Genomic DNA, 26,186 nt, shown 5'->3' with positions numbered 1-26,186 from the left:
CCGGATGATGAGAGGCGACGCTCGCTCATATGCCGCGGCCCGCAAGGAGCGGGCCGCGGACATCGACCGCTGGCTGGCCGACCTCTTCCGCACGGCGTATCCACAGCCGCACGGAGGACGCGAAGGCCGGATCGGGCTCGGGGGGGCCAAGAGCGGGTTCTCCTCCGGAGACGAACGCGGCGCCGGCATCTCCCTCGGGGGAACCGGCGCACCGTCCGCGGGGGCCGGCGCGGCCCTGACGGGCACCGGCATCGCGCTGGTGGCCGTCGGAAGCCTGGGCCGCGCCGAGTTGGCCCCCGGCAGTGACCTCGACCTGGTGCTGCTGCACAACGGGCAGGAGGACATCGGCCGCATCGCCGATCGCCTCTGGTACCCGATCTGGGACTCCGGCCTCGGGCTGGACCACTCGGTGCGCACCGTCGAGGAGGCCACCAAGGTGGCCCGCGAAGACCTCAAGGCGGTGCTCGGGCTGATCCAGGCCCGGCACATCGCCGGCGACCCCGAGCTGACGCGGGCCGCCCGCGAGGCCGTGCTGGCCGAGTGGCGCTCCGACTCCCGCCGCAGGCTGGCCGAACTGCACGAGTCGGCCGACAAGCGCGCCGAGTCCTCCGGCGAGCTGGCCTTCCTGCTCGAACCCGACCTCAGGGACTCTCGCGGGGGCCTGCGCGATGTGCAGGCCATGCAGGCCGTGGCCGCCGCGTGGGTGGCCTCCGCGCCCGGCCCGCGGGTCCGCGAGGCCTACGAGTTCCTCCTGGACGTGCGCCACGGGCTGCACCTGGTCACCGCCCGCGGCGCCGACCGCCTGGTGCTGCAGGAGCAGGACGCCGTGGCCGGGGCGCTCGGCCTGCTGGACGCCGAGGCCCTGATGCGCCGCATGGCCGAGGCGGGCCGCACGATCTCCCATGCCTTCGACGCCACCTGGCGCACCGTGGACCGCCTGCTGTCCGGGCCGGCTCCGCGCGGGCGGCGCCCGCTGGCCGACGGCGTGGTCGAGCACGGCGGGGAGGTCGTCCTCGCGCGCGGGATCAACCCCAAGAACGACCCCATCCTGGTGCTCAGGGCGGCGGCCGCCGCGGCCGAGGCCGGGCTGCCGATCGCCCCCGCCACCGTCTCGGTGCTCGCGGCCCAGTCGCCGCCGCTGCCGGTGCCCTGGCCCGACGAGGCCCGCGACGCGCTGGTCGCGCTGCTCGGCGCCGGGCGCGCGGCCGTGCCGGTGTGGGAGGAGCTCGACCAGGCCGGCGTCATCGTCCGGCTCATCCCCGACTGGGAGCGGGTGCGGCACCGCCCGCAGCGCAACCCCGTCCACCGCTTCACCGTCGACCGGCACCTCATCGAGGCGGCCACGGGCGCGGCGTCGTTCACCCGCGAGGTGTCCCGGCCCGACCTGCTGCTGATCTCCGCCCTGCTGCACGACATCGGCAAGGGCTGGCCGGGCGACCACTCGACCACCGGCGAGATCGTCGCCAGGGACATCGGCGCCCGCATGGGCCTGGTTCCCGCGGACGTCGACACCCTGGCCACCGTGGTGCGCCACCACCTGCTGCTGCCCGAGACCGCCACCCGCCGTGACCTCGACGACCCGGTGACGATCTCGCGGGTCGCCGAGGCGGTCGGCACCCGCGAGGTGCTGGAGCTGCTGGCCGCCCTCGCGGTCGCCGACGGCAACGCCACCGGGCCGGCGGCCTGGAACACCTGGAAGGCGTCCCTGGTCTCCGAGCTGGTGCGCAAGGTGCGGTCGGCGCTGTCGGGCAGCCCGCCCGCGCCCGCGCCCTCGCTGTCGGCGCAGCAGGCGTCGCTGGCCAGGCACGGCGGCGGCGCGGTGCGCGTCAACGGCGGCGCGGTCACCGTGGTCGCGCCGGACCGGCCGGGCCTGCTCTGGCGGGCGGCCGGCGTGCTGGCGGCGCACCGCATGGTCGTGCGCTCGGCCTCGGCCGCGTCGGCGTCCTCCACGGCGGTGATCGAGTTCGCGGTCATCCCCGAGTACGGCACGCCGCCCGACCCCGCCACCCTGGAGGCCGATCTGCGCCTGGTGCTGGCCGGGCGGCTGGACATCGAGCAGAGGCTGGCGCGGCGCACCCGGTCGGTGCGCCCGGCGCGGGTTCCGGTTGCCCCGCCGCGGGTCAGCCTGGTCGACGACGCCTCGCAGACGGCCACGGTCGTCGAGGTGCGGGCGCACGACCGTCCGGGACTGCTGTGGCGCATCGGGCGCGCCTTCGGCGAGTGCAACCTTGACGTGAGGGCGGCTCGCGTGGAGACTCTGGGCGCGGAAGCGGTGGACGTCTTCTACGTGGTCGACCGATCGGGGCAGCCCATCATGGACGCCGCGCAGCGGGTGCAGGTGCGCGAGCACGTGCTCGCCGCCCTGCGCTGAACCCGCAGGTCAGCCGACCAAGATCGCTCCCCGATTCATAACAATTACGTTGGGTGTGCCGGTTCGGTCCTCGGCAATGGTGACCTTGTGGTCGAATTGTCCCGGTTATGTCCTTATCAGCCATGCCGTCATCCATGCATGGAAGAGCGCAGGGGGTGGCGCGGTGAGCATGATGGATCCCGAGACCAAGGCGGCACACCCGGGGGCCCACCCGGAGGCCGGCACGGGCGCCAAGCGGCGCAGGCACGGGGGCGGGCAGGCAGGCCAGAGCGGCCCCGGCGGCCAGCACGGGGCACACGGCCAGCACGGCCAGCACAGCCAGCATGGTCAGCGTGCCCGTCGCGGGCCGGGGCGCCTCGCGCCGCGCAACTGGCGGGTGCCCGCGCGCCTGACGGCGCTCATCCTGGTGCCCACGCTCGTCGGTGTCCTGCTGGCGGGTCTGCGCGTCGTGTCCTCGATCGACGGCGTCGCCGCCTACCAGCGCAACGCCGCCGAGGCCACGATCGCCGCCCATCTGCGCGAACTCAGCCTGCAACTGGGGTTGGAACGCGACAGGTCGGTCTGGTTCCAGACCACCCGCCAGCAGCGCGCCGCCCTGCTCGACCAGCGCGGCGCCGTCGACGCGGCGATGACGAAGGTGCGCGGCGACCTCGGCACCATCGACTCCGAGTACGGCGTGCGCGCCGTCCAGGACGCCCAGCAGGTCAAGAACCGCCTGGACACCATGCCGGTCATCCGCAAGGGCGGCCAGGCGGCCAAGTACACCGACATCGTGTCCTCGCTGCTGCGGCTGCACGACGAGATCATCCAGAGCAGCGAGGACCCGCAGCTCGTCGGCGACCTGCGTGGCCTGAGCGCCCTCGCCCACGCCAAGGAAGAGGCCTCCCAGCAGCGCGGCACGCTCATCGGCACCCTGGCGCGCGGCCAGCGGTTCACCGCGGACAAGCTGGAGGACTTCATCGCCGCCCGGTCGCGGCAGAAGAGCGCCGTCGCCACCTTCAGCGGTGAGGCCGGGGCCGACAACGGCCGGCTGCTGTCGTCCACGCTCGTGGGCGAGCAGGCGATCAGGGCCGAGCTGACCAAGTCGTGGGCGATCGCCCTGGCCTCGCGGAATCTGCCGGTGCAGGCGAACGGGGCGCGCGGGCCCGCGGCGGTCAAGCAGTGGTTCGACGACAGCACCAAGACCATCGACCTGTTCCAGCGGGTGGAGAACCAGGTGGCCGCCACGGTCGCGGCCCGCGCCTCCGCGCTGGAGTCGGCCGAGCGCCGCAACGCGATCATCGCCGGGGTGCTCATCCTCGCCCTGATCCTGCTGGTGCTGGCCACCACGGTGCTCATCGCCCGCTCGCTGGTCCGCCCGCTGCGGCGCCTGCGCTCGGAGGCGCTGGAGATCGCCGGGTTCCGCCTGCCGGCCGTCGTGCGGCGCATGCGCGAGAGCGGCGACGTCGCCGAGGCCGCGGACGTCCAGCCGATCGTGGTGGGGACCAACGACGAGATCGGCGAGGTGGCGTCCGCCTTCGACGAGGTCCACCGGCAGGCCCTGCGGCTGGCCGCCGAGGAGTCCCAGCTCCGCGGCAACGTCAACGCGATGTTCGTCAACCTCTCACGGCGGATCCAGACGCTCGTCGAGCGGCAGATCTCCCTCATCGACGGCCTTGAGCGCGGCGAGCAGGACGGCTCGCGCCTGGCCGACCTGTTCAAGCTGGACCACCTGGCCACCCGCATGCGGCGCAACAGTGAGAACCTGCTGGTCCTGGCCGGGCACGAGGCCGCGCGCAAGCGCAGCCAGCCCGCCAAGCTGGTGGACGTGGTCCGCGCGTCGCTGTCGGAGGTGGAGGACTACGAGCGCGTCAGCGTCAAGGTCCACCGCAACGCGGCCATCGCCGGGCACGCGGCCAACGACGTGGTCCACCTGGTCGCCGAGCTGGTCGAGAACGCCCTGGCCTTCTCGCCGGGCAACACCCGCGTGGTGGTGTCCAGCAGCATGATCGAGGGCGGCGGCGCGCTGCTGGCCGTCAGCGACTCCGGCATCGGCATGACCGTCGAGGAGATCACCGAGACCAACCGCAAGCTGGCCGACCCGCCGGTCGTGGACGTCTCGGTGTCGCGCCGCATGGGCCTGTTCGTGGTCGGCCGCCTGGCCTTGCGCCACGACATCCGCGTGCAGCTCCGGCGCGGCGACGCGGCCGGGCTCATCGCCATGGTCCTGTTCCCGCCGCAGCTCATCTCGGTGTCCGCCGGGCGCGGGCCGGTCCTCCCGCAGCGCGGCGCGGCGCAGGAGACCCCCTCGCCCGCGTTCGGCGGCTCCGACGGGGTCGCCAACGCCGCCAACGGCGCCTATGGCGGCGGCGAGCCGTTCGCCGCCTTCAACGGGCGCGGCGCCCAGCCCGCCGCCGGCGCCGGCCCGCTCACGAACGGCGCCACGCCGCCGCCGAACGGCGGCGGGCCCACCCCGGTGCCGAACGGCACCGGGCCGTACTCCTCGCAGAGCCCGTTCCAGCCGTTCCGCACCGGCGCGGGCGCGGCGGTGGTCGGCGGGGACACCCCGGCGTCCGGGGCGCGCCTGAGCGCCTTCGGCGGTCCCGCGCCCGACGCCGCCCCCGGTGGCACCGGCCCGGTCCCCGCCGGCCCCGGTCGCGGGCGGGGCGCGCGGGGCGACGAACCGCTCTTCGGGGCCGTGCGCGGCGACGAAGGCGCCTTCGTCGGCGGCAGGGGCGACGAGGCGGCGTTCGGTCCCGTGGGCCCCTCCACGGGGCCCTCCGGGCCGTCCGGACCCCTCACGCCGCCCGTGTGGCCCACCGAACCCGCGGGCTCCGCGGAGCACGCGGGCCCGTCCACCGATTCCTCCGGCCGCTTCGCCGCCTCGGCCGGTCCGTCCACCGGAGCCGCGGGCACGTCCGCCGGTCCCGCGACCGGTCCCGCCGGTTCCGCGGGTCCGTCCGGGAGGCCGGCCGGTCCGTCCGCCGGGCTGCCCGTGCGCGCGCCCGGCCGGTACACCCAGGCCGACCCGCCGACCGCGCCCTTCTCGCCCGGCCTCCCGCCCGCTGACGCCTCCGGGCCGCGGACGGGCGCCGGCGCCTCCGGCGCGCACGCGGGCCCGGCGGGCCCGCGCACCGGCCCTCTGGAGCCGGACACCGGCCCCGCCGGGCCGAGCGGCCCGCGCACCGGCCCGTCCAGTCCGTCCGGCTCGTTTGGCTCGTCTGGTCCGGCCGGCTCGGCCGGTCCGGCCGGCTCGGCCGGTCCGGCCGGTCCGCGGACGGCGCCGCCGGTGCCCGCCGAGTCGCTGCTGGAGCATGGCGACGAGTTCCTGCCGATCTTCGCCGCCGTCGAGTCGGCGTGGTTCCGCCGTCCCGACCCGCACGAGATCGCCGTCGCCCGGGGTCAGGCCCCGGCCGGCCAGGCGGCGGGCGCGGAGACGGCTCGCCCCGAGGACGTCGAGGAACCGGCCGGCTACGCCGAGCAGGAGTCCGGGACGTGGGAGCCCGAGGCGCGCGAGCCCGAGCGCCGGGAGGCCGTGCTCCGTGAGGCCGGGCTGCGTGAGACCGAGCCGCCCGCCGCGGGCGCGGCGGCATGGGGTTCCACGGCCGACTCCGGATGGCAGGCCGCCGACGCGGCGAAGGAGCCCTCCCTCGGCGGCGTCACCGCCGCGGGCTTGCCGAAGCGGACGCCGAAGGCCAACCTTGTCCCGGGATCGGTCGCCGGTCCGTCCGCTCCGGCGGCCGCGCCTCCGCTCCCGTCGCCGCAGGTGTCCGCCGACCAGGTGCGCGCCAGGATGTCGCGGTTCCAGCAGGGCATCCAGCGCGGCCGCGCCGACATCACCGAGGCGTCCCGCACCACCGACAACGACAACCCCTGACCACTTGACGCGGTACTGATGAGGAGGGCTCGTGATCGACCTGAGTCACGAGGCACGCAGGTTCGACTGGCTGATCACCGAGTTCGTCAGCGGGACACCGGGCGTGGCGCACGCGGTCGTCGTCTCGGCCGACGGACTGCGGCTGGCCAACTCCGAGGGGTTCCCGCCGGACCGGGCCGACCAGCTCGCCGCGGTGGCCGCCGGCCTGCTGAGCCTGACGGTGGGCGCATCCCGCGTGTTCGACGGCGGCGGTGTGACCCAGACCGTCGTCGAGATGCAGTACGGCATCATGCTGGTCATGGCGATCAGCGACGGCTCCTGCCTGGCCGTGCTGGCCTCCCCCGACTGTGACATGGGCCTGGTGGCCTACCAGATGACGCTGCTGGTGGAGCGCGCCGGGCAGGTGCTGACGCCCGCGCTGCGCGCCGAGTTGCAGACCTCCAGGATCCGGTGATGCTCGAGGGTGACGGGACCGAGGACGAGCCCCTCTTCCGTCCGTACGCCGTCACCGGGGGCCGTGCCGAGCCGAGCTACCACCTCGCGATGGAAACTCTGGTCTCATCGGCCCCCATAATGGGCGATGATTTGTCCCTGCTCACTCCCGAGCAAGAAGCGATCATCGTGCTCTGCCACTCCGTGCGTTCGGTCGCCGAGATCTCCGCGCTGCTGCGGGTGCCGCTCGGCGTGGCCCGCGTGCTGATCGCGGACATGGCCGACGAAGGTCTGGTACGCCTGCATCTGCCGCGGCTCAACCAGGGACAACCAGACCACAACCTGCTTGAAAGGGTTCTCAGTGGACTTCGCAGGCTCTAGCCGCGGCCCGGCGCTGACGTCGACGAAGATCGTCGTCGCGGGCGGGTTCGGCGTCGGCAAGACCACCTTCGTTGGAGCGGTGTCGGAGATCCTCCCGCTGACCACCGAGGCGGTCATGACCGACGCCAGCGCGGGCATCGACGACCTGGGTCTGACCCCGCACAAGACCACGACCACGGTGGCGATGGACTTCGGCCGGCTCTCCCTGGACCAGGACCTGATCCTGTACCTGTTCGGCACGCCGGGGCAGCACCGGTTCTGGTTCATGTGGGACGACCTGGTGCGGGGCGCCATCGGCGCCGTCGTGCTGGTGGACACGCGCCGTCTGGCCGACTGCTTCCCGGCGATCGACTACTTCGAAGAGGCAGGGCTGCCCTTCGTGGTGGGCATCAACGGCTGGGACGGGCACTACCCGCACGTCGAGCAGGAGGTGCGCGAGGCGCTCACGCTCGCCCCGCACATCCCGATCGTCCGGACCGACGCCCGCTCGCGGGACGCCGTGAAGTCCACCCTGATCACGCTCGTCGAGTACGTCCTGACCCTCAGGTCGGCCTACGGCCGCACCAGTTAGTGCGCCGTCCGGGAACGTTCACCGGCTCGGGCGCCGCAGCGGGCGCCGGCATCGCCGCACCGCGACCCGCCGACCCGGCGCCTTTCATCTCCAGCACACGGCGGGATGAGGAGCCGCTCCCAGTGGACGTAGGTGGGTCACCGCATCAGCGGCCAAGCGGCCGGCGTGTCAGGCGGCCGAGCCGGACCACCAGGTCGCGGCGACCAGTTCGGCGACGAGGGTCTCGGTGAGCAGGGCCACGTCGGCGTCCTCGTCGCCCGCGTACCTGAGCGTGCGCGCCCCCTCCAGCGCCCCCTTCGCCGCGCCCTCCGTCGCGCCGCCGACGGCGAGTACGGCCGAGCCCCGCTGCCGCACCCACTCCATGGCCTGGCCGTCGTAACGCGAGCCGGGGAACAGGATGGCCCGGTAGTCGAGGGTCTTGGTGAGGTACACGTCCACGTGGGCCCAGTCGCCGGTCTCGCACGCGTCGGCCGGCCGGCGCGGCCCCTCGCGGACCATCAGCGCCGACTGCTCGGCCGAGGACAGCCGCTCGGCGGGGGCGATGGCGTAGACGCCGTGCGGCCCGTCGAGCAGGGTCAGCGCGTCGGCCAGCCAGACGCCGCGACGGTCCAGCAGGTCGGCGTTCGCCTCCGCGGCCCGGCGCACCAGGCCGGGGACGTCGGCCTTGACCCCGGTCAGCCTGGCCTGGAGCGCGAGCAGCAGCGCCAGCGTGTGCTGGAAGGTGCGGCAGGAGACCCCGCCGCGCTCCTCGCCCGCCGCCATGTCCACCACCAGGTCGGCCCCCTCGGTCACCGGGGAGCCCGCGGTGTTGGTGAGGGCCAGGACGGTGGAGCGCCCGCGATGGCGGGCGAGGGCGTCCAGGGTCTCCCGGCTGCCACCGGTCGCCGAGATGGCGACGACCAGCGTGTCGCGCGACGGCGGGTGCCCGAGCGCGGCCGAGGCGTACTCGGCGACCGCGTCCACCCCGGCGGCGCGCAGCCGCAGCGCCGCGACCCCGGCGGCGTAGCGCGAGCTGCCCATGCCGAGGAAGACCACCCGCCGAACCTCCTGAGGGATCTCCTCGAACGGGTCGCGTTCCTCCAGCGTGGCGGCCAGCGCCGCGAGCGCGGCGGGCTTGGCTTCCAGGTCGGCCAGGAACAGTTCGGGGTTCACGCGGTCTCCTCGGTGCGGTGCGGGAAGCGGGCGCGCAGGACGCCCATGGGGGCGTAGCGCCAGCGGGGGAGGTGCAGGGCGGCGTAGATCAGCTCGCGGCACTCCTGCTCGATCTCGAACGGGCCGAGCAGCGACTCCTCCAGCAGTTCCGGCCTGCCGTGGGCGGCCAGGCCTTCACGGTAGGCGGTCAGCAGGACGGCGCGCGCCTCGGCGGCCCAGGCCAGTGCCCGCGCCGGGTCGGCGCCGCGCCGCAGGATCGCCACCTGCGCCACGTGTTCCAGGCTCGTCCCGAGCTGGGCCAGGTCGCGGGCGGCCGGTTGGAACGGGTCGGCGCCGGTCACGGTCGGGTTGCCGTCGAAGTCGATGACGGCGTACCCCTCGCGCCAGCGCAGCGTCTGTCCGACGTGCAGGTCGCCGTGGATGCGGATGAGCGGGGTGCCGGCCGCCCGGCCGAGCCCGCGCAGGCCGGCGGCCAGCTCGGAGGCGTGCCGGGCCAGCCAGGCGCCGTCCTCGCCGCAGGTCAGCTCGAGCGCCCGCGCCAGGGCGTCGCGGGCGCGGGCCGCCCACCCGCCGTCCGCGTCCCCGTCCGCGACCCGGACCGGCTCGGGGAAGGCGGGGGAGGGGGTGGCCATCGCGGCGTGCAGGCCGGCGGCCAGCCGGCCGAGGTCGGCGGCGAAGGCGGTGCGCCCGGCCACCGCCTCCTCCACGCACCACTCCCACCCGTCGGCGGCCTCGGGCAGGTAGGCGGTGACCAGGGCGACCAGCGTCTCGGCCCCGCCGGCGGAGCGCCCGGTCAGCGCCGCGTAGGGCAGGGCGGTCGCGGTGAAGCCGACCGAGGTGAGGTGGGCGAACATCTGGGGCGCGGGCTGGGGGAGCGGCGGGGGCGGCGTGAGCCACTTGACCACCACCCGTTCGTCCACGACCACCGAGTTGTTGGTCTGGTCGACGTCGAACCCGCGCTCGTGCGCCGTGGCCCGCACCGGCGGCAGGGGATGGAAGCGCACGACCGCCTGGCCGCCGGGCGGGTCGTCGCCCCGCGACAGGGCCGCGACGAGCGCCGCCGTGGCGCCGTCCCCGGCGGTCGGCGTTCTCTCCGGCGACGGCGGGCCGTCAGGTTCTGTTGAACTCGGATTCAACTCGGCAACCAAACTACGAGCTAACAATGTCCGGGAAAGTCTTGCTCATGTTGATATTCGCTGCAACACTCCTGCTTTGGTCTGCCGTGCGAAGGTCAGGCACCGCGGTCTTTCTCGTACCACAGAACCTTGAGAACCTAAGGAGTAGCGGCCGTGTCCCGAACCCGGTACACCCGTCATCTTCCGGCTGCGGCGGTCGCCGCCGGTCTTGTGCTCGCCCTCGCGGCGTGTGGCGGTGGCAGCTCGACCAGCGCCGACGGCGCCGCGCCGAGCGCGGCGGCCGACGAGCTCAACCCCAACGCCGATCTGAGCAAGCAGTCGCTCACCATCACGATCTGGGACGGCTACAGCCCGAAGGACCTGCCTCAGCAGGTGGAGCAGAAGCTGAAGTTCCCGCTGAAGATCGCGATCCACGACACCAACGAGACGGCGATGGCCAAGCTGACGGCCGGCGCCGACAGCGGCGTCGACGTGGCGTTCGTCTCGGGCCAGTACGCGCAGGCGCTCAACGAGCAGGGCCTGCTCGAACCGCTGCACCCCGAGCTGATCCCGAACCTGGCCAACCTCTACCCCGAGGCCTCCCAGCTCTCCTTCGACAAGGGCACCAAGTTCTCGGTGCCCTACACCTGGGGCACGACGGGCATCTGCTACCGCACCGACATGGTGAAGACCCCGCCCACGAGTTGGAACGATCTTTTGAACCCGGCTCCCGACCTCAAGGGCAAGGTCACGATGATGACCACCGAGCGCTGGCTGGCGCTCCCCGCCCTGAAGGCCATGGGCGCCTCCATCAACACCACCGACGACAAGCAGCTCGCCCAGGCCAAGGACATGCTCCTGAAGGCCAAGCAGGCCGGCATGCTCTACGACGACACGACCTTCGGCGCCAAGCTCGACAAGGGTGAGGCCGCGCTGGTGGAGGCGTGGGACGGCTGGTGCCCGACCACCAACCCGAAGATCAAGTTCGTGGTGCCCAAGGAGGGAAGCGACCTCTGGTCGGACACCATGGTGATCATGAAGACCTCCAAGAACAAGGAGGCCGCCCACGCGTTCATCAACTTCATCCTCGACCCGCTCGTCCACAGCTGGGTGGCCGAGAACATCCTCTACAAGGTGCCGAACAAGGCCGCCATGGACCTGGTCGCCAAGAACGACAAGAAGCTCATGCAGGACAACGCGCCGCTGCAGATGACCCCGGCGGAGCTGCTGAAGGGCGAGTCGATCGTCGACCTCGGCGAGGCGTCGACCAAGTACACCCGTCTCGCCACCGAGATCTCCGCCAACCAGTGACGGTTTCGCGTTGACCACCGAGCACGACATCGCGCGTCCCGGCGCGGCGCCCCGCCCCTCCACAGGGCGGGCGCCGCGCCGTTCGCGCGCCCTCGGCGGGGCCGCCGCGCGCCTGGCGTTCCTCGGCCCCGGCCTCGGCTACCTGATCGTCCTGCTGCTCGTCCCGCTGGCACTGATCCTGAGCTACACGGTGTTCCGGCGCGGGCGGTTCGGCGGGGTGGTGTACGAGGCGACGGCCGAGAACTTCGCCCGCCTGTTCGACCCCCTCTACTTCGACATCGTCGTCGGCTCGGTGAAGACCGCGACGCTGACGACGCTGGCGGCGCTGCTGATCGGCTACCCCACGGCGTACGTGATCGCCGGGCTGCCGCGCCGCTGGAAGACGCTGGCGCTGGTCGCCATCGTCCTGCCGTTCTGGACCAACTTCCTCATCCGCGTCTACGCCTGGGTGATCCTGCTCAGCGGGCCCGGCCTGGTGAACAAGGCCCTCACCGGCATCGGCCTCATCGACGAGCCCCTGCGGCTGCTCTACAACCAGGGCACGATCGTCACCGGACTGCTGTACTCCTACCTGCCGCTGATGATCCTGCCGCTCTACGCGGCGATCGAACGGCTGGACCCGCAGCTGCGCGAGGCGTCGGCCAACCTCGGGGCGCGGCCCGCGCGCACGTTCTGGTCGGTGACGCTGCCGCTCACCGTGCCCGGTGTGCTGACCGGGTGCGTCTTCGTGTTCGTGCCGTGCCTGGGCAACTTCGTGATCCCCGAGATCCTCGGCGGCGGGCGCTCGATCATGGTGGGCAACCTGATCAGGGACCAGTTCCTCAAGGCGCGCGACTGGCCGTTCGGCTCCACCCTCGCCCTGGCGGTGATCGCGGTGCTCGTCCTGCTGCTGTTCCTGCAGGCGTGGGCCTCGCGCGCGTACGGCGGGACGGAGGGTCGTCGTGCCTAGGCGCCGCCTGATCTACGTGCCCTTCTGGGCCACCTACGTGTTCCTCTACACGCCGATCGTCGTGCTGGTGGTGATGTCGTTCAACTCCGGCAAGTCGCCGTACGTCTTCCAGGGCGTCAGCCTGAAGTGGTACGGCGAGCTGGCCGCGGACGCGACGGTCCGGCAGGGGCTGGTCAACACGCTGATCGTCGCGGCCGGCACCACGGTGCTGTCCACGGTGCTCGGCACCCTGCTCGCGGTGGGGATGGCCCGCCACACCCGCTCGCGGCTGCTGGACGCCCTCGGGCTGCTGCCGGCCGTGCTGCCCGACCTGGTGCTCGCCATCGGGCTGCTGGTGTTCTATTCCACGGTGCGGATGACCCTCGGCCTGCACTCGGTGATCCTCGCCCACACCGTGTTCGGCATGGCCTTCGTCGCCGCGGTCGTGCGCACCCGGCTCACCCACGCCGACACCTCGCTGGAGGAGGCCTCCCGCGACCTCGGCGCCTCGCCGCTGACCACGTTCACGCGCATCACCCTGCCCACCCTGGCGCCGGGCATCGCCGCCGGGGCGCTGCTGGCGTTCACGCTGTCCATCGACGAGTTCGTGATCGCCTTCTTCACCGCGGCCCCGACCGAGCCGACCCTGCCCATCGTGATCTACTCGATGGTGCGCTTCGGGGTCACCCCTGAGATCAACGCGCTGGCGACGATCCTGCTCGCGGTGAGCTTCACCGTGGTCATCGTCGCCCAGCGGATGACCCGACTGACGGAGTCCCTGTCATGAGCGCTGTATCCGACGCCCCTGCCGTGCCGCGGACGCTGGTGGGCATCGAGGGCGTCTCCCGGCGGTTCGGCGCGGTCACCGCCCTCGACGAGGTGTCACTGGACATCCGCCAGGGTGAGTTCTTCGCCCTGCTCGGCCCGAGCGGGTGCGGCAAGACCACGCTGCTGCGCATCCTGGCCGGGTTCGAGTCGCCGGACGCCGGCGCCGTCACGCTGGACGGCGCCGACCTGCTGGCGCTGCCGGCCCACCGCCGCCCGGTCAACCTGATGTTCCAGTCCTACGCGCTGTTCCCGCACATGAGCGTCGCCAGGAACATCGCCTACGGGCTGGAGCGCGAGAAGCTGCCCCGCGCCGAGGTCAGGACCCGGGTGGCGGAGGTGCTCGCCACCGTCGGCCTCACCGAGCAGGCCGCCCGCCGGCCCCACCAGCTCTCGGGGGGCCAGCGGCAGCGGGTCGCGCTCGCCCGGGCAATCGTCAAGCGTCCCCGCCTGCTCCTGCTGGACGAGCCGCTGTCCGCGCTGGACAAGAAGGTGCGCGCCGAGATGCAGCTGGAGCTCAAGCGCCTGCAGCACGAGGTCGGCATCACCTTCGTCGTGGTCACCCACGACCAGGAGGAGGCGATGTCGCTGGCCGACCGCATCGCCGTCATGCAGGACGGCCGCGTCCAGCAGGTGGACGCGCCGGTGCGGCTGTACGAGCGCCCGGCGACGCCGTTCGTCGCGGGGTTCATCGGCGCCAACAACCTCTTCGAGGGCACGGTCGCCGGCGACGGCCTGTCGGTCGCGGGCCTCGGCACGCTGCCCGCGCGGGGCGGCTTCGCCGCGGGCGCGCCGGCGCTGCTCGGCGTGCGTCCGGAGTCGGTCCGCCTGGGGGAGAACGGCATTCTCACCGGGGTGGTGGCGGACGTGAGCTTCTACGGGGGCGTGTCGCACATCGCGGTGCGGGTGCCCGGCCACGACCGGCCCATCCTGGTCGCGGCGCAGGGCCCGAGCCAGGTGCGGGCCGGCGCCGAGGTGGGCCTCGGCTGGTCGCCGGACGACGCCGTGCTGATCGCCGGATGAACCAGGTGACCCACGTCAGCCCGTGGCGGGGCCTACGTCCCGGCCACGGAAGCGCGTTCTTCGCGGGACTCGACGACGGCAGGCCGCCGCGGGGCTCAGGGAGCGGCGGGCGCGAGCTCGTTGCCGGTGACGGTCCTGGCGTAGCTCATGATGAGCTCGGCCGCCTCGGCGGGGCCGATGACCGGATGGCGCGCGGTGATGCGGTAGCCGTAGGCGTCCTCGAGCGCGACGAGGTTCCTCGCGATCGTCAGCGAGTCGCCGACCAGGGTGAACACCCCGAGCGCCGCCCCGGTGTCCAGGATCGACTGGTACATCGCCACCTGGCGGTCGTACAGGGTGGTCAGCAGCACGGCGTACACCCTGTTGCGCGCCGCCGCGCCGCCCAGCTCGTTGAGCAGCCGCACCCCCGGGTCGTCCGGCCCCACCGGCAGCCCGGAGCGGATGGTGACCACGAGCTTCTGCGCGGGGTCGGTGCACTGGGCGACGCGCTTGACGCGCAGCTCGTAGAAGCGCTCCATGCCGGCGTGGTGGGCCTCCACCAGCAGCTCGCTCAGGTCGGGGTAGTGGTACAGCACCGCGCCCGACGTCAGCCCGGCCTCCTCGGCGACGTGGTTGAGATGGACCCCCTGGGTGCCGTGACGCAGGATCGCCCGGCGGGCGGCCTCGATGAGGTCGACCCGCCGGTCCGCACGGCTCTTGCGCGAGCTCATACCAGCCTCCCTGTGCCCCGTTGTTGAACCTGGAGTCTAAAGCCCAGCACCGCCTTCAGACCATGAAAACCCGGCTGTTGACCCACCTACCCGTCAAGCATTTGAATCAGTCTTCAAAACCGATGGAGTACCGATGGCCACCATTCTGTTCATGCCGGAGAGCGCCTACGGGCCGACGAACAACTGCGTCGGCATCGGCGACATCCTGCGCCGCCGCGGCCACCGCGTGGTGTTCGCGGCCGAGGCGTCGTGGAAGGGCAAGCTGACCGCGCTCGGCTTCGAGGAGGACCTGGTCGACCTGGCCCCGCCGGCGGAGGAGGAGCAGGACGCGGGCCAGTTCTGGAAGGACTTCATCCGCGACACCGCGCCCGAGTACCGCAAGTCCACCCGCGAACAGCTCGAGACGGTCACCAAGCCGATCTGGGACGCCCTCATCGACGGCGTGAAGTACTGCGAGCCGCGGCTCAAGGCGATCATCGAGCGGGTGCGGCCCGACGTCATCGTCGAGGACAACGTCATCACCTTCCCCGCGCTGCTGACGGCCGGCAAGCCGTTCGTGCGCATCGTCTCGTGCAACCCGCTGGAGGTGAAGGGCGAGGACGTGCCGCCGGTGTTCAGCGGCCTGCCCTCCGGCGACCGCGCCGAGTGGGAGGCGTTCCGCGCCGAGTACGACCGCACCCACCGCGACGTCTGGGCGGCGTTCAACGAGTGGGTCGTGGAGCAGGGCGCCCCCGCGCTGCCCGAGCTCGAGTTCATCCACGAGGGCGATCTGAACCTCTACGTCTTCCCCGAGATCGCCGACTACACCGGCGCGCGCCCGCTCGGCCCGTCCTGGCACCGCCTGGACTCCTCGGTGCGCGAGACCGACGAGGCGTTCGAGGTGCCGGCCTCCCTGGCCGGCGGGGAGGGGGCGCTGGTCTACTTCTCCCTCGGCTCGCTGGGCTCGGCCGACGTCGAGCTGATGCAGCGCGTGATCGACGTGCTGGCCACCACGCCGCACCGGTACATCGTCTCCATGGGCCCGCTGCACGAGGAGATCAAGCTGGGCGGCAACATGTGGGGCGCGGAGTTCGTGCCGCAGACCAAGATCATTCCATTGGTCGACCTGGTGATCACGCACGGCGGCAACAACACCACCACCGAGGCGCTGCACTTCGGCAAGCCGATGATCCTGCTCCCGCTGTTCTGGGACCAGTACGACAACGCCCAGCGCATCGACGAGCTGGGGTACGGCGTGCGCCTGTCCACCTACGCCTTCGCCGACCAGGAACTGGTCGCGGCCCTGGACCGGCTGCTCGGCGACACCGCGCTGCGGGCCCGCCTGGCCGAGGCCGGCGAGGAGATCCGCCGCCGCGACGGCCTGCGCAGGGCCGCCGACCTCATCGAGGCGACGGCCGCGCCCGCGGCCTCCGCCTGACGTTCCACCCGCCGGCCCCGCCCCGCGCCGTGCGCGGGCCGCGGGCCGGCGGCCCCGCCGGAGAGAGAAGCACATGAACCACACCCCCATCGACCCCGCCACCGGAGCGCCGCTGGCCACGGTGCCCGACAGCTCCCCCGAGCAGGTGGCGGGCGCCGTGCGCGCGGCGCGGGAGGCCTACCAGCAGTGGTCGCAGGCCACGCCCGCGGAGCGCTCGCGGGTCCTGCTGCGCCTGGCCGATCTGGTGGAGGCCGACGCCGAGGAGCTGACGCGGCTGGAGGTGGCGCAGACCGGCAAGCCCGCCGCCGTCTTCCGGGACGGCGAGCTGCCGTTCGCGGTGGACAACCTGCGCTTCTTCGCCGGCGCGGCCAGGTCGCTGGACGGGACGGGCGCGGGCGTGCTGAGCGCCGGTTACACCTCGGTGCTGGTGCGCCGCCCGGTCGGCGTGGTCGCCTCCATCGCGCCGTGGAACTTCCCGCTGGTGATGGCGGTGTGGAAGATCGGCCCCGCGCTGGCCGCGGGCAACGGGGTGGTGATCAAGCCGGCGCCGCAGACTCCCGGCACGACGCTGCGCCTGGTGGAGCTGGCCGCCAAGGCCGGCCTCCCGGACGGGCTGCTGCGGGCCGTCACCGGCGACGCCGAGGTGGGAGAGGCCCTGACCGGCGACCCGGGCGTGGACATGATCAGCGTGACGGGCTCGACGGCGACCGGCCGCTCGGTCATGCGGGCCGCGGCCGGCGACCCGGCGGGCGGGCGCTCCGGCCTCAAGCGGGTGCACCTGGAGCTCGGCGGCAAGGCTCCGGCGCTGGTGTTCGGCGACGCCGACCTGGCCGAGATGGCGAGGGGCGTCGCCATGGGCGCCACCTACAACACCGGGCAGGACTGCACGGCGGCGACGCGCGTCTACGTGGAGCGCGAGGTCCACGACCAGGCGGTCGAGGCGCTGCGCGAGACCCTGGCCGCGATCGCCGCCGGCGACCCGTGGGACCCCTCGACCGACATCGGGCCGCTGATCTCGGCGGGGCACCGCGAACGCGTGCACGGGTTCGTCCAGCGGGCCGTGGCGGGCGGGGCCCGCGTGGTGACCGGCGGCGCGGTGCCGGAGGGCCGGGGGTTCTTCTACCCGCCCACGCTGATCACCGGAGCCGCCCAGGACAGCGAGGTCGTCCAGGGGGAGATATTCGGTCCGGTGGTCGTCGTGCTGCCGTTCTCCGGCGAGGACCAGGCCGTGCGGCTGGCCAACGACACCCCCTACGGCCTGGCGTCCTCGGTGTGGTCGCGTGACGTGGCGAGGGCCCTTCGGGTGTCGCACCGGTTGGATGTGGGTGTCACCTGGGTGAACGATCACCTTCCGATCGCCTCGGAGGCGCCGCACGGCGGGGTGAAGGGCAGCGGCTTCGGCAAGGACATGAGCCAGGAAGCGGTGCAGGAGTACTCCGTCACGAGGCACCTCATGATCAAACACGCGCCGTCCGAGACCCGTGAGGGCTTCCGTCCCGCATAGTTACGGAAGCGAGTCGACGGTTTTATCCCTAGAAGTACCAGTTTGAGTTGATTGTCCATACATGTTCTGTTGGCCGATCTGGTAGGGGTGTGCTGCAATTACCATCGCCTGATGGATGTCTCGGACGTCTCATGCGCCTCGCGCGTGACGTACCCCCCTGCACGCCAGGCTCGGTGAGAGGTTGCGAAATCAGTGAGGAACCCAGAACCCCGGGGCAACCCGGGGCGAAATGACCGTGTGGAGCGGTCCGAGCCGGCCATGACGGGCACTCCGAAGACGGGAAGCCGTCTGAGGCTGAAGAACTGGCGTGTGCGGTCCCGCCTGATCGCCCTCATCATCGTCCCGACGATCGTCGGCGTCATCCTCGGCGCGGTGCAGCTCACCAACGCCGTCGGAAACTCCGCCGAGTACAGCCGCCTCAGCGAGGTGGCCGCGCTCGTGCAGAAGATCGACGTCCTGGTGCACGAGGTCGACCGCGAGCGCGACCTCACCGCCTGGTACCTCGCCGAGGGACGCCGCCAGGCGCGCCTGAAGAAGGTGCGCGCCCAGCAGGCCGTCGTGGACCGCGCCAGAGAGCCCGTGCTCGCCGCCGTGTCGACGCTGGACGACACCCACACCGCCCGTGTCCGCGCCGAGGCCGCGCAGATCCGCAGATGGCTGGAAGGCCTGCCGGGCCTGCGCACCCGTATCGCCGCCGGCGTCCCCCCGCGAGCGGCGCTCGGCATCTACTCCAGCCTCATCAACGTCCTCACCTCCATGCAGGGCGAACTGGGCGCCTCCGGCAAGGACCAGCGCCTGTTCGGTGACACCATCGCCCTCGGCGCGCTCAGCCGCGCCAAGGAAGAGGTCTCGCGCCAGCGCGGCCTGATGACGGTCGGGCTCACCACCCTCGGCACCCTGGGCGGCGGCTTCGACTACGACGACTTCGTCGACTTCCCCGGCTCCTGGAGCCGTCAGCAGAGCGAGACCGCGACGTTCCTGTCCGAGGCCCAGCCCGCCGACGTCAAGTTCTACAACGACACCGTCCGCGGGCAGCAGATCGACAAGGCCGACTGGATGCGCGCCCTGGCGCTGGCGCAGCTCCGACAGTTCAAGGAGATCCAGGACCTCGACCCGATCCGCCGCGACGACACCACCATCTGGTACACCTCCACCAGCGCCGTCGCCGACCGCATGCGCAAGGTCGAGGAGCGGCTGGTGGACTCGGTCGTCCAGCAGAGCCAGGCGCTCCAGCAGGAGGCCGGGCGGCAGGCGTTCATCTCCGGCGCCGTCATCATCCTGCTGCTGCTGCTGGTCCTCATCATCACCGCCGTGGTCGCCAGCTCGCTGACCCGCCCGCTGCGCCGCCTGCGCGCCGAGGCCCTGGAGATCGCCGGCAGCCGCCTCCCGCAGACCGTCCAGCGGCTGCGCGAGAGCGGCGACACCGCCCCGGCCGCCGACGTCGTGCCCATCGGCGTCAACTCCAGGGACGAGATGGGAGAGGTCGCCCGGGCCTTCGACGAGGTCCACCGCGAGGCGATCCGGCTGGCGGGCGACGAGGCCCGCCTGCGCAGCAACGTCAACGCCATGTTCGTCAACCTCTCCCGGCGCAGCCAGACCCTCGTCGAGCGCCAGCTCAGCCTCATCGAGGGCCTGGAGCAGGGCGAGGAGGACGAGACCCGGCTCGGCAACCTGTTCAAGCTGGACCACCTGGCCACTCGTATGCGGCGCAACAGCGAGAACCTGCTGGTCCTCGCCGGTCAGGAGACCGCGCGCAAGTGGAGCGACCCGGTGCCGCTGGTCGACGTCTGCCGCGCCTCGCTGTCGGAGGTGGAGGGCTACGAGCGCGTCGACGTGCGCGTCCAGTCGGCCACCGCGGTCACCGGCCAGGCCGTCAACGACGTCGTCCACCTGATCGCCGAGCTGGTCGAGAACGCCGTCTCCTTCTCCCCGCGCGAGACCAAGGTCGTCATCACCAGCAACCGCGTCGACGGCGGCGGGGTGATGGTTTCGGTCAGCGACACCGGCATCGGCATGACCGCCGAGGAGGCCGCCGAGGCCAACTGGCGCCTTGCCAACCCGCCGGTCGTGGACGTCTCGGTGTCGCGCCGCATGGGCCTGTTCGTGGTCGGCCGCCTCGCGCTGCGCCACAACATCAAGGTGCAGCTGCGCCAGCAGGACGGCGGCGGGCTCACCGCGATGGTGATGATCCCCGAGTCGCTCCTGTCGGTCCCCGGCGGGCCGCGGATCCCCGGCGCGCCCGCCGAGACCGCCGCCGGCCAGTTCGGCGCCACGACGCAGGCCGCCTCGTTCGGCGCGGGAGGCTTCCCGGCCCCGGCCGGCTTCGAGGCACCCGCCTCGCGCGGGATGCGCGCGCCGGTCTTCGGAGCCGACGACCCCGGGGTGGCCGCGGCCCCCGGTCCGCAGAAGCGCGGGCCGTTCGAGCGCGGGCCGTTCGAGCGCGACCCCTTCGAGCGTCCCCCGCTGCCCACGCGCGACCCGTTCGAGCGCCCGCCGGCGGGGCAGGGCAGCGCGTTCGCCGCCACGCCGTCGCCCGGCGACCGCGGGCCGTTCGACCGGGACCCGGCCTCCATGGACGACCTGTTCGACCGCTACTTCGACCCCAACCCGCCGATCGACACCCCCTGGCCGGCCGACGTGCCGGCTCCCGGCACCACCGGCGAGGGCGCGGCCCCCTGGTCGTCGGACCTGGCCGACCAGGACACCGCCTCATGGCCGGCCGTCCCCTCGGGGCCCGGCGGGATGACCGGGCCGCTGACCGGAGGCGGGCCGGTGACCGGCGGTCCTGGCGGCCCCGTCACGGGCGGCTCCGTCACGGGCGGCCCGGCCGGTCCGATCACCGGCGGGGCGGCCGGGGCCCCGAGGCGCGGCTTCGGGGCGATCCCCGACGACCACACCGGCCCGCTGCCGGTGGTCCACACCTCGGCCCTCGACGACGGGCCGGAGGAGTTCCTGCCGATCTTCGCGGCGGTCGAGTCCGACTGGTTCCGCCGTACCGACCTGGAGCCGGCCCCGCGCGAGAGCGCGCCCGGACTCCCGCAGGAGCCGGCGCTCCCGGTGGAGCGCGAGGCCGAGCAGGCCGTCGTCGTGCAGCCGGCCGAGGGCAGAGGCTGGTCCTCGCCCGCCGACGCCGGCTGGCAGGCCGCCCGGGCGGCCAGCGATCCCTCTCTGGGAGGCGTCACCCCCTCCGGGCTCCCCAAGAGGGTGCCCAAGGCGAACCTGGTGCCGGGGTCGGCCGACCCCGGGCCCTCGGTCTTCACCCCGCAGCCCTCGCTGTCGCCCGACCGGGTGCGCAGCCGCCTGTCGAGCTTCCAGCAGGGCGTGCGGAAGGGGCGGGCCGTCGCCCGCGGCGAGAGCGAGCAGAACGACGACTTTGCCCCCAACTGGAACGTTGACCGCAACAAGGAGGACTCGTGAGGGAGCTGAGCCAGGCCGCCCGTGGAGTCAACTGGCTTATCACAGACTTTGTGAACAATGTCCCCGGTGTGGCGCACACGGTGGTCGTGTCGGCCGACGGGTTGCCGCTGGCCTACTCGGAGGGGTTCCCCAAGGACAGGGCCGACCAGCTCGCGGCGGTGGCCGCGGGTCTGATCAGCCTGACCCAGGGCGCTTCCCGGGTGTTCGAGGGCGGCGCGGTCACCCAGACCGTGGTGGAGATGCAGCGGGGCCTGCTGCTGATCATGTCGATCAGCGACGGATCCTGCCTGGCCGTACTGGCCGCGGCCGACTGCGACATGGGCCTGGTCGCTTATCAGATGACGTTGCTGGTGGAGCGTGCCGGTCAGGTGCTGACCCCGGCCGTGCGTGCCGAGCTGCAGGCGTCTCAACCCAGGTGAGGGGCCGATGACAGGAGGACGCTGTGGCACGCCGCGGCTGGACAGATGACGGCGATCCGCTGAGCGGCGGATCGCCGTACCCGCCCATCGAGGACGTCCGCCGGTTCTCCGGCGCGGCGGCCCCGCTTCCCAACCCCGAACCGGTGGAACGCAGTTCCCTGGTCCGGCCGTACGCGGTGACCGGGGGCCGTACCGCCCCCCGGACCTCGCTCGCCATGGAGGCGCTCGTCTCCTCCTCCACATCGTCACATCAAGATCTGTCGACTCTCACTCCGGAGAAGCAGGCGATCAGTACGCTGTGCCGTCAGGTGCGGTCGGTCGCCGAGATCGCCGCGATGCTGCGCATGCCCCTCGGCGTGGCCCGCGTCGTGATCGCCGACATGGCGGCAGAGGGCCTGGTCCAGGTGCACCACCCGCAGCTGGAGACGGGTAAGCCGGACCTCAACTTGCTTGAAAGGGTTCTCAGTGGACTTCGCAGGCTCTAGCCGCGGCCCGGCGCTGACGTCGACGAAGATCGTCGTCGCGGGCGGGTTCGGTGTCGGCAAGACGACCTTCGTCGGGGCGGTGTCGGAGATCGTGCCCCTCACCACCGAGGCCGTGATGACCGACGCCAGCGCGGGCATCGACGACCTGGGTCTGACGCCGCACAAGACCACGACGACCGTCGCCATGGACTTCGGGCGCGTCTCCCTGGACCAGGACCTGATCCTGTACCTGTTCGGCACGCCGGGTCAGCACCGGTTCTGGTTCATGTGGGACGACCTGGTGCGGGGCGCCATCGGCGCGGTCGTGCTGGTGGACACGCGCCGTCTGGCCGACTGCTTCCCGGCGATCGACTACTTCGAGGAGGCCGGCCTGCCGTTCGTGGTGGGCGTCAACGGCTGGGACGGGCACTACCCGCACGCCGACGAGGAGGTGCGCGAGGCGCTCACGCTCGCCCCGCACATCCCCATGGTGCGCACCGACGCCCGCTCACGCGACTCGGTCAAGGGCACCCTCATCGCGCTGGTGGAGCACGCCCTGACGATGCGGGTGGCCGTTCCCGGCTGGGGAGGCCGCTGAACCGGCCGGGCCGCCCGGGCGCGTCCCGGCCGCGCCGCCGTCACGGCGGTGGCGCGTCCTGTACGGGCGATCGTCGCACCGGCCGGCGGAACGTGAGAAGGGGGACGCGGTCCCGGTGAGCCGGGCCGCGTCCCCCTTCCATGTGCGCCTCTAGGCGTCCGCGGGCCGGGCCCCGGCCCCCATGGCGTGGTCCTTGCCGCGCACCAGCCGCCCGACCTCGGCGCGCAGGTGCACGAACGCCGGAAGCTCCCGGGTCGCGATCTGGTCGCGCGGGAACGGCAGGTCCACGCTCAGCTCGCCGGCCACCCGCGCCGGCGACTTGCTCAGCACGACGACGCGGTCTCCGACGTACACGCTCTCGTCGATGTCGTGGGTGATCAGCAGGATGGTCATGCGGTGGTCCTCGCGGACCCGCAGCACCAGGTCCTCCAGGTCCTCGCGGGTCTGGGCGTCCACCGAGCCGAAGGGCTCGTCCATGAGCATCAGCGCGGGACGGTAGGCGATCGCCCGGGCGATCGCCACGCGCTGCTGCATGCCGCCGGACAGCTCCCAGGGGTACTTGCCCGACGCGCCCGGCAGACCCACGGCGTCCAGGGCCTCCGCCGCGGCCGCCCGGCGCGCCGCGCGGTCCTTGCCGCGCCGGCGCAGCGGCAGGGCGACGTTGTCCCCGACCGACATCCAGGGGAACAGCGACCGGCTGTAGTCCTGGAAGACGACGGCCAGGTCACCGGGGGTGTCCGCGATCTCGGTGTCGCGGATGCGGATGTGGCCCTCGGTGGGCTTGATCAGTCCGGCGATGGAGCGCAGCAGGGTGGACTTGCCGCAGCCGGAGGGTCCGACGACGCTGACCAGCTCGCCCTCGGAGACCTTCAGGTCGATTCCTCCAAGGGCCTGGTGGGCCTTCGGGCCTTCGCCGTACGTGTGACGCAGGTTGACGACATCGAGCACGATGGTTCCTCAGTTTGTCTGCCGGGCACGCCGGTGCCAGGAAAGGACGCGGCGCTCGATCATGATGAAGGACGCGTTCAGCGTGTAACCGAGGAGGCCGAGCAGGACCACGCCTCCCCACATCCCTGGCAGGTCGAAGCTCTGCTGCTTGAAGAGGATCAGAAATCCGATGCCGTTGACCGCGCCGACGAGCTCGGAGACCACCATGAGGATCACGGCGATCGACAGGCTCACCCGCATCCCGGCGAAGATCTTGGGAGCCGCCGCGGGCAGGATGATGCGGAAGAACCGCTGCGCCCGGGTCAGCCCGAACACCTTGGCGGTGTCGGCGTGGACGCCGTCCAGGTAGCGGGCCCCGTCCACGGTGTTGATCAGGATGGGCCAGATCACCGTGTAGACGATCGTGGCCAGCTGCATCGGCGTGCCGATCTTGAAGATGATGATGAACAGCGGGATCAGCGCGGGCGGGGGAGTGGCCCTGGCGAACTCCACGATCGGGTTGATGTAGTCGTACAGGGCGGAGGACCGGCCCAGGGCGATGCCCAGGGTGATCCCGACGACGCAGGCGATGATCCATCCGCCGAACAGCCTGCCGAGGCTCGGGCCGAAGTTCTCGGCCGCCTCCTCGGTGAGGAACAGGTGGCTCGCGGGCCCGGAGAACCACAGGTCGTACATGCGCACGACGATCGCCGACGGCGGCGGGAAGTAGAACGACTCGGCCTGCCGGGTGGCCAGCTCCCAGGCGGCGATCGCCACCGGGATCAGCCAGACCCGGGTCAGCACCGTGGCCGGCGAGAGCCGCAGGCTCCTGGAGCGGGAGGAGGGGGAGGGGCCGGTGGAGCCCCGCAGATCCTCGGGGACCGTCGTGACGCTCATGTGGCGCCTCCAGACTTCACCACGTGCCATCGGAACGCCCAGCCGTGCACCTTGACCAGCAGGGCGTTCGCCAGGAGCCCGAGCGTTCCGGTCCAGACCGTGGCCGCGAGCACCAGGTCGGTGCGGAAGCCGGACTGGGCGCGGATCATGTAGGTGCCGATGCCGTCCACCCCTCCGGCCAGCAGTTCGGCGCTGACGGTCACGATCAGGCCGATGGAGGCGGCGACGCGCACACCGGTGAGCACGAACGGCGCCGCGCTGGGCAGCGAGACCCGTGCCAGGACGGCGAGCCTGCCGAACCCGAAGCTGCGCAAGGTCTCCTTGGCGACCGGGTCGACGTCCCGCAGGCCGTACATGGTGTTGATGAGGATGGGCCAGATGGCGCCGTACACGACGATCGTCATCTTGGTGCCGTGGTCCCAGGCCATCAGCAGCGTGACCAGCGGCAGCAGGACGACCGACGGGATCGGGCGCATGAACTCGACCAGCGGCCGCACCGCGAGCTCGACCTTGGGAAGGCTTCCGAGCAGGAGGCCGAGGGGGGTGCCGAGCAGCACGGCCACGAGCAGTCCACCGCCCCAGACCTCCAGGGTGCCGCTCAGGTAGGACAGGAACTCCGGGTCGACGATGAGCCGGCCGGCGGCCGGAAGCACCGTGGAGACCCGTGGGAGGAGGGCGGGGTCGACCAGTCCCGACCGCCCCACCAGCTCGGCGACGACCAGAAGGCCCGCGACGCCGATGGCGCCGCGGACCGCTCGTGCTCGGATCATTGAGGCAACGGCACCAGGAGCGGAGCGGCCTCCATCTTGCCCTTGAGGAAGCCGTACTCCAGCATCAGGTCCGGGACCCGCTGGATGCGCGTGGCGTTCAGCGAGGTCGGGAAGACGCCCAGCTTCATGACCGCGGCGACGTCCGGCTTGATCTGGGTGTAGTCGGGCAGCACGGCCTCGACCGCCTTGCGGTCGGACGCGGCGACCTGCTGTCCCTTGAGGATGGCGCGCTGGAAGGCGGCCATGGTCTTCGGGTACTTCTTGGTCCACTCGGCGGTGGCGGCCCAGCCGGCGATCGGGAAGTCCGCCATGGCGCCGGTCATGGTGTCGGCGATCACCCTGGCGCCGTTCTCGCGCTGGATGTTGGACAGGAAGGGCTCGGGCAGCCAGGCGGCGTCGATCTCACCGGAGATGAGCTTGGCCGGCATCTCGGGGAAGGCCAGGGGAACCCAATGGACGCTCTTGTTCGGGTCGAGCCCCGCGGTCTTCAGCGTGGCGCCGACCGCGAGCTGGCCGACGCTGTTCGGCGCCGCGATGGAGACCCGCTTGCCGTCGAGGTCCTTGACCGAGGTGATCTTGGAGTCCTTCGGGACGACCAGGTCGATGACGTCCGGGCCGGCCTGGTAGGCGTCGGCGACCACGCGCCAGTCGCCGGCCTTGGCCTCCTGGGAGGAGAAGATGGAGAAGTAGGCGAGGGCCGCGACGTCCAGGCTGCCGTTGATCAGCCGGGGCAGGGTGGCCGCGGTGCTGGGAGTGATCTCCGTCTTGACCGTCAGCCCTTCCTCTTTGAAGAAACCCTTCTTCTGGGCGATGTAGAGAGCGGAGTGGTCGGCGATCGCCGAGGTCGAGACGGAGATGGTCGTCTTCTCCAGCCCGCTGCCGTTCGCCGGCGCCGCGGAGGATTTCGGCTCGTTGCTCCCGCATGCCGCGAGCGCCAGGCTGGCCAGTAGTCCGACGACGAAGGTACGACCCCTAAGGCTTCTCATTGAGGTGTCCTTTTAGTTGTGGGGGAAGAGTGCCTAGCCCGCCTCTGGGGAAGGCAAAGGTGGCACGGCGAGCGTGAAGCCTAGCGGAGGAAGATCTGCGCTCACACGAAAG

22 protein-coding genes are annotated in these 26,186 nt (G+C 72.3%); 15 read left to right on the top strand and 7 right to left on the bottom strand.

Annotated elements, in window-relative coordinates; genetic code table 11:
• Window positions 1–7: 7 nt before the first annotated feature.
• The 5 genes from ACFQSB_RS14300 to ACFQSB_RS14280 all read left to right on the top strand — a co-directional run bounded on the left by ACFQSB_RS14300 (window position 8) and on the right by ACFQSB_RS14280 (window position 7,611).
• The gene (locus tag ACFQSB_RS14300; protein ID WP_380826861.1) at window positions 8–2,371 is read left to right on the top strand and encodes a [protein-PII] uridylyltransferase; all 2,364 of its coding nucleotides are present in this window, start codon (window positions 8–10) and stop codon (window positions 2,369–2,371) included.
• A gap of 169 nt (window positions 2,372–2,540) precedes the next feature.
• A complete protein-coding gene (locus ACFQSB_RS14295; RefSeq protein WP_380827133.1) occupies window positions 2,541–6,227 on the top strand; it encodes a sensor histidine kinase in 3,687 nt (1,228 codons plus the stop codon).
• Between the two features lie 31 nt (window positions 6,228–6,258).
• On the top strand, window positions 6,259–6,681 hold the full coding sequence (locus ACFQSB_RS14290; RefSeq protein WP_380826859.1) for a roadblock/LC7 domain-containing protein: 423 nt from the start codon (window positions 6,259–6,261) through the stop codon (window positions 6,679–6,681).
• The gene (locus tag ACFQSB_RS14285; protein ID WP_354842137.1) at window positions 6,681–7,040 is read left to right on the top strand and encodes a DUF742 domain-containing protein; all 360 of its coding nucleotides are present in this window, start codon (window positions 6,681–6,683) and stop codon (window positions 7,038–7,040) included. The genes ACFQSB_RS14290 and ACFQSB_RS14285 overlap by 1 nt, the downstream gene beginning before the upstream one ends.
• Before the next feature lie 13 nt (window positions 7,041–7,053).
• Complete coding sequence (locus ACFQSB_RS14280; protein WP_354842381.1) at window positions 7,054–7,611, top strand: GTP-binding protein; 558 nt, start codon at window positions 7,054–7,056, stop codon at window positions 7,609–7,611.
• Window positions 7,612–7,779: 168 nt separating this feature from the next.
• Here ACFQSB_RS14280 and ACFQSB_RS14275 read toward each other — a convergent pair whose 3' ends face one another.
• Window positions 7,780–8,763, bottom strand: coding sequence for an SIS domain-containing protein (locus tag ACFQSB_RS14275; RefSeq protein WP_380826856.1), 984 nt, complete (start codon window positions 8,761–8,763; stop codon window positions 7,780–7,782).
• Window positions 8,760–9,899: a hypothetical protein gene (locus ACFQSB_RS14270; protein WP_380826855.1), complete on the bottom strand. Its 1,140-nt coding sequence runs from the start codon at window positions 9,897–9,899 to the stop codon at window positions 8,760–8,762. The genes ACFQSB_RS14275 and ACFQSB_RS14270 overlap by 4 nt, the downstream gene beginning before the upstream one ends.
• A gap of 153 nt (window positions 9,900–10,052) precedes the next feature.
• Between ACFQSB_RS14270 and ACFQSB_RS14265 the strand changes: the two genes are divergently transcribed.
• From ACFQSB_RS14265 to ACFQSB_RS14250, 4 genes are read left to right on the top strand one after another with little or no spacing between them, the layout of a single operon-like run.
• Window positions 10,053–11,189, top strand: a complete 1,137-nt coding sequence (locus tag ACFQSB_RS14265; RefSeq protein ID WP_354929078.1) for a polyamine ABC transporter substrate-binding protein — start codon at window positions 10,053–10,055, stop codon at window positions 11,187–11,189.
• A gap of 10 nt (window positions 11,190–11,199) precedes the next feature.
• On the top strand, window positions 11,200–12,138 hold the full coding sequence (locus tag ACFQSB_RS14260) for an ABC transporter permease (protein WP_354842148.1): 939 nt from the start codon (window positions 11,200–11,202) through the stop codon (window positions 12,136–12,138).
• On the top strand, window positions 12,131–12,904 hold the full coding sequence (locus ACFQSB_RS14255) for an ABC transporter permease (protein ID WP_354842151.1): 774 nt from the start codon (window positions 12,131–12,133) through the stop codon (window positions 12,902–12,904). Before ACFQSB_RS14260 ends, ACFQSB_RS14255 begins: the two co-directional genes overlap by 8 nt.
• Complete coding sequence (locus ACFQSB_RS14250) at window positions 12,901–13,965, top strand: ABC transporter ATP-binding protein (protein WP_354842154.1); 1,065 nt, start codon at window positions 12,901–12,903, stop codon at window positions 13,963–13,965. Before ACFQSB_RS14255 ends, ACFQSB_RS14250 begins: the two co-directional genes overlap by 4 nt.
• 95 nt (window positions 13,966–14,060) lie before the next feature.
• On the opposite strand, the gene ACFQSB_RS14245 is transcribed toward ACFQSB_RS14250, so the two are convergent.
• Window positions 14,061–14,675 (bottom strand): TetR/AcrR family transcriptional regulator, encoded by a 615-nt coding sequence (locus ACFQSB_RS14245; protein ID WP_380826851.1) that lies wholly within the window; start codon window positions 14,673–14,675, stop codon window positions 14,061–14,063.
• A 133-nt stretch (window positions 14,676–14,808) separates the two neighbouring features.
• Between ACFQSB_RS14245 and ACFQSB_RS14240 the strand changes: the two genes are divergently transcribed.
• The 6 genes from ACFQSB_RS14240 to ACFQSB_RS14215 all read left to right on the top strand — a co-directional run bounded on the left by ACFQSB_RS14240 (window position 14,809) and on the right by ACFQSB_RS14215 (window position 22,494).
• Window positions 14,809–16,092 carry a glycosyltransferase gene (locus ACFQSB_RS14240; RefSeq protein ID WP_380826850.1) on the top strand — a complete coding sequence of 428 codons (1,284 nt, stop codon included), beginning with the start codon at window positions 14,809–14,811 and terminating at the stop codon, window positions 16,090–16,092.
• Window positions 16,093–16,165: 73 nt separating this feature from the next.
• A complete protein-coding gene (locus ACFQSB_RS14235; RefSeq protein WP_380826848.1) occupies window positions 16,166–17,596 on the top strand; it encodes an aminobutyraldehyde dehydrogenase in 1,431 nt (476 codons plus the stop codon).
• 309 nt (window positions 17,597–17,905) lie between these two features.
• Window positions 17,906–21,013, top strand: coding sequence for a sensor histidine kinase (locus tag ACFQSB_RS14230; RefSeq protein WP_380826846.1), 3,108 nt, complete (start codon window positions 17,906–17,908; stop codon window positions 21,011–21,013).
• Complete coding sequence (locus ACFQSB_RS14225) at window positions 21,010–21,432, top strand: roadblock/LC7 domain-containing protein (protein WP_275411993.1); 423 nt, start codon at window positions 21,010–21,012, stop codon at window positions 21,430–21,432. Before ACFQSB_RS14230 ends, ACFQSB_RS14225 begins: the two co-directional genes overlap by 4 nt.
• A gap of 23 nt (window positions 21,433–21,455) precedes the next feature.
• Window positions 21,456–21,917, top strand: a complete 462-nt coding sequence (locus tag ACFQSB_RS14220) for a DUF742 domain-containing protein (RefSeq protein WP_380826844.1) — start codon at window positions 21,456–21,458, stop codon at window positions 21,915–21,917.
• 13 nt (window positions 21,918–21,930) lie between these two features.
• The gene (locus tag ACFQSB_RS14215) at window positions 21,931–22,494 is read left to right on the top strand and encodes a GTP-binding protein (RefSeq protein ID WP_354842388.1); all 564 of its coding nucleotides are present in this window, start codon (window positions 21,931–21,933) and stop codon (window positions 22,492–22,494) included.
• 150 nt (window positions 22,495–22,644) lie between these two features.
• Here the strand turns inward: ACFQSB_RS14215 and ACFQSB_RS14210 are convergent, their stop codons facing one another.
• The 4 genes from ACFQSB_RS14210 to ACFQSB_RS14195 are packed head-to-tail and all read right to left on the bottom strand — an operon-like array spanning window position 22,645 to window position 26,074.
• Window positions 22,645–23,442, bottom strand: coding sequence for an ABC transporter ATP-binding protein (locus ACFQSB_RS14210; protein WP_380826842.1), 798 nt, complete (start codon window positions 23,440–23,442; stop codon window positions 22,645–22,647).
• A 9-nt stretch (window positions 23,443–23,451) separates the two neighbouring features.
• Window positions 23,452–24,318, bottom strand: a complete 867-nt coding sequence (locus ACFQSB_RS14205; protein ID WP_380826841.1) for an ABC transporter permease — start codon at window positions 24,316–24,318, stop codon at window positions 23,452–23,454.
• The gene (locus ACFQSB_RS14200) at window positions 24,315–25,088 is read right to left on the bottom strand and encodes an ABC transporter permease (RefSeq protein ID WP_354842174.1); all 774 of its coding nucleotides are present in this window, start codon (window positions 25,086–25,088) and stop codon (window positions 24,315–24,317) included. Before ACFQSB_RS14200 ends, ACFQSB_RS14205 begins: the two co-directional genes overlap by 4 nt.
• Complete coding sequence (locus ACFQSB_RS14195) at window positions 25,085–26,074, bottom strand: ABC transporter substrate-binding protein (RefSeq protein WP_380826839.1); 990 nt, start codon at window positions 26,072–26,074, stop codon at window positions 25,085–25,087. The genes ACFQSB_RS14200 and ACFQSB_RS14195 overlap by 4 nt, the downstream gene beginning before the upstream one ends.
• Window positions 26,075–26,186: the final 112 nt, after the last annotated feature.

The sequence above is a fragment of the Sphaerisporangium rhizosphaerae genome (assembly GCF_042665155.1).
Taxonomy (GTDB): Bacteria; Actinomycetota; Actinomycetes; order Streptosporangiales; family Streptosporangiaceae; genus Sphaerisporangium; species Sphaerisporangium rhizosphaerae.
This window is presented reverse-complemented; position numbering and strand designations above follow the sequence as displayed.

Bases quoted from the DNA above. Each gene is read 5' to 3' on its own strand.
- ACFQSB_RS14300 (WP_380826861.1), top strand. From the start codon at position 8: ATGAGAGGCGACGCTCGCTCATATGCCGCGGCCCGCAAGGAGCGGGCC.
- ACFQSB_RS14295 (WP_380827133.1), top strand. From the start codon at position 2,541: ATGATGGATCCCGAGACCAAGGCGGCACACCCGGGGGCCCACCCGGAG.
- ACFQSB_RS14285 (WP_354842137.1), top strand. From the start codon at position 6,681: ATGCTCGAGGGTGACGGGACCGAGGACGAGCCCCTCTTCCGTCCGTAC.
- ACFQSB_RS14250 (WP_354842154.1), top strand. From the start codon at position 12,901: ATGAGCGCTGTATCCGACGCCCCTGCCGTGCCGCGGACGCTGGTGGGC.
- ACFQSB_RS14245 (WP_380826851.1), bottom strand. From the start codon at position 14,675: ATGAGCTCGCGCAAGAGCCGTGCGGACCGGCGGGTCGACCTCATCGAG.
- ACFQSB_RS14240 (WP_380826850.1), top strand. From the start codon at position 14,809: ATGGCCACCATTCTGTTCATGCCGGAGAGCGCCTACGGGCCGACGAAC.
- ACFQSB_RS14235 (WP_380826848.1), top strand. From the start codon at position 16,166: ATGAACCACACCCCCATCGACCCCGCCACCGGAGCGCCGCTGGCCACG.
- ACFQSB_RS14205 (WP_380826841.1), bottom strand. From the start codon at position 24,318: ATGAGCGTCACGACGGTCCCCGAGGATCTGCGGGGCTCCACCGGCCCC.
- ACFQSB_RS14200 (WP_354842174.1), bottom strand. From the start codon at position 25,088: ATGATCCGAGCACGAGCGGTCCGCGGCGCCATCGGCGTCGCGGGCCTT.
- ACFQSB_RS14195 (WP_380826839.1), bottom strand. From the start codon at position 26,074: ATGAGAAGCCTTAGGGGTCGTACCTTCGTCGTCGGACTACTGGCCAGC.